Here is an 8,402-nt window from a genome sequence, read left to right as displayed (position 1 = left end):
GTTTGAGCCTCTCTCGCGAGTATCAAACCCTTGCTCCGGCCAATGAAATACCAGGTCACAGCGCATTTCTTGGGACGCGGCAACCGGGTCGCAAGGCGCCCATCAGCCGCAATTTGGCCTCGTGGCCTGGGTTGACGGGTTCTCGCGGCCGCTCCTACCGTGTGTCTACCGTCACAGATTGCATCCACATACGTGGACGTCACAGGAGATATCTGGAGGAAGACATGCCCGCAACCCCAAGTCGCATCGCGGCCCTCGCCGCGAGCGTGTGCGTGGTGGCAGCGGGGTGCACCGTCGCGAACTCCGGTCACGGTGGCTACGACCCCAACACGCTGAGGATCGTGCTCTCCCAGGAGCCGCCCACTCTCGAGCCCTGCGAGAGCTCGCTGACCTCGACGGGCATCGTGGTGCGCTCCAACATCACCGAGCCGCTCATCGAACGCGACCCCAACAGCGGCGAGCTGCAGCCGCTGCTGTCCACCGGATGGCGCCAGACCTCGCCGACCGAGTGGACGTTCGACGTCCGTTCGGGCGTGACCTTCTCCGACGGCGCACCCTTCACGGCCGCCGATGCCGCCTTCGCGATCGACCGGGCCGTGAATTCCGAGTTGCAGTGCAACGTCGACGGATACGTGTTCGGCGACGAGAAGCTGAAGCTGGCAGCGCCGAACGACACCACGCTGACCGTCGCGACTGAGAAGCCGGATCCGATTCTGCCGTTGCGGATCTCGTTCGTGGAGATCGTGCCGCGGTCGACCAGCTCCGCCGAGAAGGTGCGCGAGCCCATTGGCACGGGTCCGTATGCCATCGAGAACTGGGACTTCGGCCAGAAGCTGACACTGGCGCGCAACGAACGCTACTGGGGTGCCAAGCCCGCCTTCGCGCGCGCCGAGTACCAGTGGCGCAGCGAGGGCAGCGTCCGCGCCGCGATGATCACCAACGACGAGACCGACATCGCTACCGGCCTTGGCCCCGAAGATGGGGCCGGCGCATTGGGCGTGCCGTTCCAGAACAACGAGACCACCGCGCTCCGCATCCAGGCCACCGAGGCGCCGCTCAACGACATCCGCGTGCGACAGGCCATCAACTACTCCATCAACCGGACCGGAATCGTCAAGGCGCTCTTCCGCGGGTTGGGACAACCTGCGGCACAGCTGATCCCGTCGGGTGTCGTCGGTTACAACGACAAGCTCGGACTGTGGCCGCACGACCTCGCCAAGGCCAAGGAGCTCATTTCGGCGGCCAAGGCCGACGGTGTGCCCGTCGACCGGCAGATCCGAATCATCGGTCGCACGGCGCAGTTCCCAAACATCAGCGAGACCATCGAGGTGATCCAGAGTGAACTCGCCGAGGTCGGACTCAACGTCAAGATCGAGATGATGGACACCTCGAGCCAGCTCGAGTATCAGCTGCGGCCATTCCCGCCGAATGCCGGTCCATACCTGCTGATGATCATGCATGGGAACCAGGCCGGTGACGCCGCGTTCACCATGGACCAGTACATGCTCAGTGACGGCCCCCAAGCCGCCTACGGCACACCGGAATTCGACGAGAAGATCCGCGCCGCCGAGGTGCTGACCGGCCAGCCACGCCAAGACGCCTTCGCCAAGCTGTTCGCCGAAGAACCCCAGGAAATCATGCAAATGGCGTACATCGCACACATGCGGGGCATCCTCGGCAAGTCACCGCGCGTCGACTACAAGCCCAACTCCGCCACCGGCGACGAGATGCGCCTGAATGAGATGACTCCCGCAGGCCCCGACCGCACCGACGCTTCGTAACCCCACCCAGCCCAGGAGACACAGCCCATGTTTTCCTTCGTCCGACGCCGGATGTACACCAGCGCACTGCCGCTGATCATCGTGCTGCTCGGCGTGTTCCTGCTCGCCAGGCTCACCGGTGACCCCACCAATCTCTACATGTCCGAATCCGCCACGCCCGAGCAGCGCGCGGCGTTCGCCGCCAAGAACGGCTTCGACCAGCCACTGGTGACCCAGATGGCCGACTACTTCAAGGGCGTCATCCACCTCGACTTCGGGACGTCGTTGCGCACCGGAGAGTCGGCGTCCGCGATGGCCTTTCGCGCCTTTCCCGCCACCCTCCAGCTGGCCGTCACCACCATGCTGCTCGCGATCGTGGGCGCCGTGATCATCGGCTGCTGGGCGGCCTACCGGCCCAACTCGCTGGCCGACCGGTTCTCCAGCCTGCTGTCCATGACCGCCGCCAGCATTCCCGACTTCTGGTTCGCGATCACGGGCGTATGGCTGTTCGCGGTGCTGCTTGGCGTGTTGCCGACCTCCGGCGTCGACAGCGGTGTGCTTTCCTGGATCCTGCCGATCGCCACGCTGATGATTCGTCCGCTCGGCGTACTCACCCAAGTAGTCCGCGGCGCAATGGTTTCCGCGTTGTCGGCCCCCTACGTCAGGTTGGCGCGGAGCAAGGGCGCGGGGGATCTGCGCGTCGTCACCCACCATGCGCTGCGCAACGCGGCCGCGCCTGCACTGACCGTCGCAGGGGACCTTGCGGTCGGTCTGATCAACGGCGCCGTCGTCGTCGAGGCGATCTTCGGCTGGCCGGGCATCGGCAAGCTGATGATCGATGCCATCCTGCAGCGCGACTTCGCGGTGCTGCAAGCGGCGGTGCTCCTCACCGCGGTCAGCATCTTCGTCCTGAACATCGCCATCGATGCCTGTTACGCGCTGCTCGACGCACGCGTGCGGGAACCGGCACGGGTCTAAGGGAGACACGAGAGACATGAGCACTCAACTCGATCTGGTGCCGGTCAAGCCGACGACGGCGATCGTCGGCGAGGCGGAGGCGAGCGGCGCTCGCAAGTCGGGGCGGTCGATCTGGTTCCGGCTGCTGGTCAACGACCGCGTGGCCGCGTGCGCGGCCGCGGTGCTGGCACTGGTGGTTCTCACCGCGGTCTTCGGGCCGATGCTGATGGGCCACCTCGCCACCCACATCGATCTCGACAATTCCAACCAGGCGCCCTTCACGCTCGCCCACGGCTGGGCCAACGTGCTCGGCACCGACCCGCTCGGGCGCAGCATGCTCGCCCGACTGATCGTCGCGAGCCGAACCACGCTGTCGGTCGCCATTCCGGCCGTGGTGATCTCCGCGGTCATCGGCTCCCTGATCGGCATGTGGGCCGGCTACCACCGCGGATGGCGGGAGACGGTGGCGATGCGCGTCGCCGACGTGATCATGAGCTTCCCGTCGCTGCTGCTGGCCGTGGTGGTGCTCTACGTCTTCTCGCCGAGCGCGGCCAACATCGTCGCGGTGCTGGCGTTGACCCGCATCCCGGTGTACCTGCGCACCGCCCGCGCCGAATCGGCCGAGCTGCAGAGCCGGCTCTTCGTCGACGCCGCTCGCACCTTCGGGGCCAGCCCGTCGGCGATCATCACCAGGCACGTCCTCCCGATCGTGCTGCCGACGCTGCTGACCGTGGCGACTCTCGACTTCTGCTACGTCATGCTCGCCGAGTCCTCGCTGAGCTTTCTCGGCATCGGGATCCAGCCGCCCGACGTCAGCTGGGGCCTGATGGTCGCGCAGGGGCGCACCTACCTGAACTCGGCCTGGTGGCTGTCGTTCTTCCCAGGAGTCGCCATCGTGATCACCACGGTGTCGGCCACCATCCTGGCGGCCTGGGCCCGTATCGCAGGAGATCCCGGGCAGCGGTGGCGGCTCACCGTCCCGCAGAAGCGACTGTCCCGCTTCACCAAGGCCTCCAAGCGTATGTCCTGAAGGGATCCACCATGACCATGAAGGGAATGCCATGACCGCTGTCGCAGAACACCCGCCTGCCGACGTCGTCGACGCCGATCCGGCTCTCAGCGTCGAGGGTCTGACCGTCGACATCCGCACGATCCGCGGCAAGGTCCGTGCGGTCAACGACGTGTCGTTCGCCGCCCGCCGCGGCGAGACGCTGGCGCTGCTCGGCGAGTCCGGCTGCGGCAAGTCGATGACCGCGACGGCGCTGGTCGGCCTGCTCGAACCGGTCGCCGAAGTGACCGCGGGGTCGGCCGTGCTGACCGCCAGCGACGGGGCGTCAGCGGACCTTCTGGCCGTCGACGGGAAGGCGCGGCGGCGGCTCGCCGGCACCGAACTGGCGATCGTCTTCCAGGACGCACTGACCGCACTCAACCCGCTCTACACCGTTGGCACCCAGCTGGCGGAGCCATTCCGCATCCACCAGGGGATGAAGGCCAAGGAGGCCAAGCGCAGGGCCGTCGAATTGATGGCGCGCGTTGGGATCCCGCAGCCCGAGAGCCGGTTGAACTCCTACCCGCACCAGTTCTCCGGCGGTATGCGGCAGCGCCTGCTCATCGCCATGGCGGTCGCGCTGAACCCGCGCGTCCTGATCGCCGACGAGCCGACGACGGCACTGGACGTCACCGTGCAGGCGGGGATCATGGCACTGTTGCGCAGTCTGCGCACCGAGTACGACATGGCAGTCGTGCTCATCACCCACGATCTGGCTCTCGTCGCGGAGGAAGCCGACCGCGTGGCCGTCATGTACGCGGGGAACATCGTCGAAACCGGCCTGGTGTCAGAGGTATTCGCGAATCCGAGACACCCCTACACCAAGGGTCTTCTCGACTCGGTGCCGGTGAGCGCCGTACGTGGCGAAGAGCTGAAGTCCATCGGTGGATCCCCACCGGACCTGCACTCCATTCCCAAGGGCTGTGCGTACCAGGCGCGCTGCCCACTCGTCGCAGACGTCTGTCGAACCGACCGGCCCGCGCTGACCGTCGTAGGCAGCAGGCATCATGCTGCCTGTCACTTCCCCAAGGAGGTCGTCAATGTCTGAGCCGCAGTCCGATCCCACGTCGGCCACGGACGCCGGCCCGCTGCTGCAGGTTCGCGACCTTCGCAAGTCCTTCCGGGTGCTGGGTAGCAAGAACGCACTGTGCGCACTCGACGGCATCACCCTCGACCTCCGCCGTGGTGAGACGCTGGGTCTCGTCGGCGAATCCGGTTGCGGCAAGTCGACGTTGGCGCGCACCCTGATGATGCTCGAGCGGCCCGACTCGGGCACGGTCACCTTCGACGGAATCGATCCCTTCAGTCTGCGCGGCAAGGACCTGCTGAAGTTCCGGCGCCGCGTCCAGATGGTGTTCCAGGACCCCTATGCCTCGCTGAACTCGCGCATGTCGGCGGGCGACATCATTGCCGAGCCATGGCGCACCCACAAGACGATGCACCAGAACAGGCGCGACCGCGACACCAGGGTGCGCGGGCTGCTCGACCTCGTCGGGCTTGGCGCCAGCGCTGCGGACAAGTACCCACAGGAGTTCTCCGGTGGCCAGCGCCAGCGCATCGGCATCGCACGGGCGCTCGCGTTGAATCCCGACGTGATCATCTGCGACGAGCCGGTTTCTGCGCTCGACCTCTCGGTGCAGGCCCAGGTGCTCAACTTGCTCAACGACCTGCAGCAGGAGCTGCAGATCTCGTATGTGTTCATCTCGCACGACCTTTCGGTGGTGCGCCACGTGGCCGACCGCGTCTCCGTCATGTACCTCGGGCGCATCATCGAGGCGGGCCCCACCGAAGTGGTCTTCGACGGCCCGAGCCACCCCTACACGGCGGCGCTGGTGTCGGCGGCTCCCAAACTGGATGCGGCGCAGCGCAAGGAGCGGATCCTGCTCAAGGGTGAAGTGCCGTCGCCCATCAATCCGCCCTCGGGCTGCCGGTTCAGGACGAGATGCTGGAAGGCCACCGACGTGTGTGCGTCCGAACGCCCCCCGCTGGTGATCGATCCCGTACACGCCGAACACGGCGCGGAATGCCATCATCCACTGGTGGGCGAGGCCTCGGCGCTGTCGCACAGCGCTTGAGTGCCGCCTTGAGTGTGGGCGAGTATGCGGTCGTCGCAGGCGCGATCCTGGTCGGGTCCTGCCTGCAGGCGTCGATCGGGTTCGGCCTTGGGATGCTCGCAGCACCGGTGATCGCCCTGGTGGACCCGAGCCTGGTACCCGGCACGCTGATCATGTTGGCTTCACTGGTGACCCTGGCCGTCACCGTGCGCGAGCGCGCGGCGATCGACCTGTCCGGCACCGGGTGGGCGCTGGTGGGACGGGTGCCGGGAACCATCGCAGGGGCGCTGCTGCTGGCCGCCATTCCCGAACGCGCGCTGGCGATTCTGATCGCAGGCGTCGTGCTGCTCGGCGTCGGGCTCACCAGCTCGGGGTGGATACCCGTGCCACGGCGACGCAACCTCGTTCTCGCGGGCGCCACGTCGGGCGTATTCGGGACGGCAACGTCCATCGGTGGCCCGCCGATGGCCCTGGTGTGGCAGGGCAGGAGCGGACCAGGCCTGCGCGGAACCATGAGCGGGTTCTTCCTCGTCGGCTCGCTGCTGTCGATCGTGATGCTGGCCCTGACCGGCGCGGTGCACGCCGAAACGTTCCGGATGTGCGCGCTGCTGGCGCCTGCGATGCTCGCGGGATACCTGCTGTCCCGGCGCGTCAACGGATTGTTGAACCCGAGGCGACAGCGCTGGACGGCGATCGCCATGTCCGCCGCCGGTGCGCTCGTCCTGATCTCGCACGAGGCGGGGCTGTGGTGAGCGACCCCAACTCGACGGATGTCGCCGTGCGCAAGGTGAAGTCGGCGGTGCGCACCGTCGAACTGCTCGAGTACCTGGCCGCCCGACAGGACCGCCCGGCCCGCATCCGCGAGATCAGCGCCGCGCTCGACATGCCACGCAGCAGTGCGCACGCGCTGTTGCGAACCCTGATGACGCAGGGCTGGGTCCGCTCCGACGACTCCGGGACGCGGTACGGCATCGGAATCCGCGCACTGCTCGTCGGGACCAGCTATCTGGACAGTGATCCCTACCTGCCGATGATCACGCCATTCCTCGAAGAGTTGCGCGAGACACTCGACGAGACCTTCCACGTCGGGCGTCTCGACGGCTTCGACGTGGTCTATCTCGCCACCAGGGAGTCGCGGCAGTACCACCGGACGACGAGCCGGGTCGGACGGCGGCTGCCCGCCCACACCACCGCGCTGGGAAAGGCGTTGCTGGCGGACAGGTTCGGCGCCGAGAGGGATCGACACGTTCCTGACGCACTACAGGCGCTCACGGTGCACACGACGACGGACCGGGCGGCACTCGAGGAGCAGCTGGAGACGGCACGGGTACGCGGTTATGCCACCGACGACGAGGAGAACACGGCCGGGTTGCGGTGCTTCGCCGTGACACTGGGCTACACGCGGCCCGCGCAGGACGCGATCAGCGCCTCGGTCCCGGTCGCGCGGTTGACGCCGGAGCGCGAGCGGGCCGTCGTCGAGGCGCTGTGCAGCGTGGGGGACAAGGTGACCCGCGTGCTGCGGCCCGTCGCCAACGGCGACAAGTGGTTCGCCCAGTGACCCTCCTCGGATGGATCGCTCATGCAGTCGGCGCATCAATCCATGTCATATGAGTGTTGGACGAGTATCAACGAACGTTTGTAGGCTGACGGTATGAGGACGCCACCTCCCCCGTCGCTTCGCTCGCCCCGAGAGAGTCGCACCCCCGTCGTGACCGCCATGCGGGTGGTTCCCATCGCCGGACGCGACAGCATGCTGCTGAACCTGAGCGGCGCCCATGCGCCGTACTTCACCCGAAACCTGGTCATCCTCAACGACTCCGACGGCAACGTCGGCGTCGGCGAGGTACCCGGCGGTGAGCCGATCCGTCGCACGCTCGAAGACGCCCGCCAGATCGTCGAGGGTCGCAGCATCGGCGAGTATCACGCGGTGCTCGCCGACATCCGCCGCACCTTCGCCGATCGTGACGCCGCGGGCCGTGGCGCGCAGACGTTCGATCTCCGAATCACCGTGCACGCGGTCACCGCCGTCGAGTCGGCCCTGCTCGACCTCCTCGGCAAGCACCTGGACGTCCCCGTTGCGGCGCTGCTCGGCGAGGGACTGCAGCGCACCCGCGTTCAGGCGCTCGGGTATCTCTTCTTCGTCGGCGATCGCACCAGGACCGACCTGCCGTACGCGTCGGCACGCGACGAACCCGCCGGCTCCGACGAGTGGCTGCGCATCCGGCACGACGAGGCGATGACACCCGATGCGGTGGTCCGGCTCGCGGAGGCGGCCAGGGAGCGGTACGGGTTCCGCGACTTCAAGCTCAAGGGCGGCGTACTGCCCGCACCCGATGAGGCCAAGGCAGTGATCGCGCTGGCGGACCGCTTTCCGGACGCGCGAATCACGTTGGATCCCAATGGCGGCTGGCTCCTCGACGATGCCATCACCACGTGCCGCGAACTCGACGGGGTGCTGGCCTACGCCGAAGACCCGGTCGGACCGGAAGCCGGGTTCTCGGGCCGCGAGGTCATGGCGGAGTTCAAGCGGGCCACGGGGCTGCGGACGGCCACCAACATGATCGCCACCGACTGGCGCGAGCT

At 67.3% G+C, this 8,402-nt stretch carries 8 protein-coding genes; all 8 read left to right on the top strand.

The features are described from left to right. Window positions 1–224: 224 nt before the first annotated feature. A complete protein-coding gene (locus ACRDUX_RS18430) occupies window positions 225–1,781 on the top strand; it encodes an ABC transporter substrate-binding protein (protein ID WP_526415463.1) in 1,557 nt (518 codons plus the stop codon). Window positions 1,782–1,808: 27 nt separating this feature from the next. Continuing rightward, window positions 1,809–2,738 (top strand): ABC transporter permease, encoded by a 930-nt coding sequence (locus tag ACRDUX_RS18425; protein WP_526415462.1) that lies wholly within the window; start codon window positions 1,809–1,811, stop codon window positions 2,736–2,738. A gap of 16 nt (window positions 2,739–2,754) precedes the next feature. Beyond that, the gene (locus tag ACRDUX_RS18420; protein WP_526415461.1) at window positions 2,755–3,747 is read left to right on the top strand and encodes an ABC transporter permease; all 993 of its coding nucleotides are present in this window, start codon (window positions 2,755–2,757) and stop codon (window positions 3,745–3,747) included. Window positions 3,748–3,778: 31 nt separating this feature from the next. Further along, on the top strand, window positions 3,779–4,813 hold the full coding sequence (locus ACRDUX_RS18415) for an ABC transporter ATP-binding protein (RefSeq protein WP_526415460.1): 1,035 nt from the start codon (window positions 3,779–3,781) through the stop codon (window positions 4,811–4,813). Then, the gene (locus ACRDUX_RS18410) at window positions 4,806–5,840 is read left to right on the top strand and encodes an ABC transporter ATP-binding protein (protein ID WP_526415459.1); all 1,035 of its coding nucleotides are present in this window, start codon (window positions 4,806–4,808) and stop codon (window positions 5,838–5,840) included. Before ACRDUX_RS18415 ends, ACRDUX_RS18410 begins: the two co-directional genes overlap by 8 nt. An 8-nt stretch (window positions 5,841–5,848) precedes the next feature. Beyond that, window positions 5,849–6,571, top strand: coding sequence for a TSUP family transporter (locus ACRDUX_RS18405; protein WP_526415458.1), 723 nt, complete (start codon window positions 5,849–5,851; stop codon window positions 6,569–6,571). Beyond that, on the top strand, window positions 6,568–7,377 hold the full coding sequence (locus tag ACRDUX_RS18400; protein ID WP_526415457.1) for an IclR family transcriptional regulator: 810 nt from the start codon (window positions 6,568–6,570) through the stop codon (window positions 7,375–7,377). The genes ACRDUX_RS18405 and ACRDUX_RS18400 overlap by 4 nt, the downstream gene beginning before the upstream one ends. 93 nt (window positions 7,378–7,470) lie before the next feature. After that, the coding region (locus tag ACRDUX_RS18395) for an enolase C-terminal domain-like protein (RefSeq protein WP_526415456.1) at window positions 7,471–8,402 on the top strand (932 nt) is incomplete at its 3' end.

Origin of the sequence: Mycobacterium sp. (assembly GCF_050701675.1) — a bacterium.
Lineage (GTDB): Bacteria > Actinomycetota > Actinomycetes > Mycobacteriales > Mycobacteriaceae > Mycobacterium.
This window is presented reverse-complemented; position numbering and strand designations above follow the sequence as displayed.

Bases quoted from the DNA above. Each gene is read 5' to 3' on its own strand.
- ACRDUX_RS18425 (WP_526415462.1), top strand. From the start codon at position 1,809: ATGTTTTCCTTCGTCCGACGCCGGATGTACACCAGCGCACTGCCGCTG.
- ACRDUX_RS18415 (WP_526415460.1), top strand. From the start codon at position 3,779: ATGACCGCTGTCGCAGAACACCCGCCTGCCGACGTCGTCGACGCCGAT.
- ACRDUX_RS18410 (WP_526415459.1), top strand. From the start codon at position 4,806: ATGTCTGAGCCGCAGTCCGATCCCACGTCGGCCACGGACGCCGGCCCG.
- ACRDUX_RS18420 (WP_526415461.1), top strand. From the start codon at position 2,755: ATGAGCACTCAACTCGATCTGGTGCCGGTCAAGCCGACGACGGCGATC.
- ACRDUX_RS18430 (WP_526415463.1), top strand. From the start codon at position 225: ATGCCCGCAACCCCAAGTCGCATCGCGGCCCTCGCCGCGAGCGTGTGC.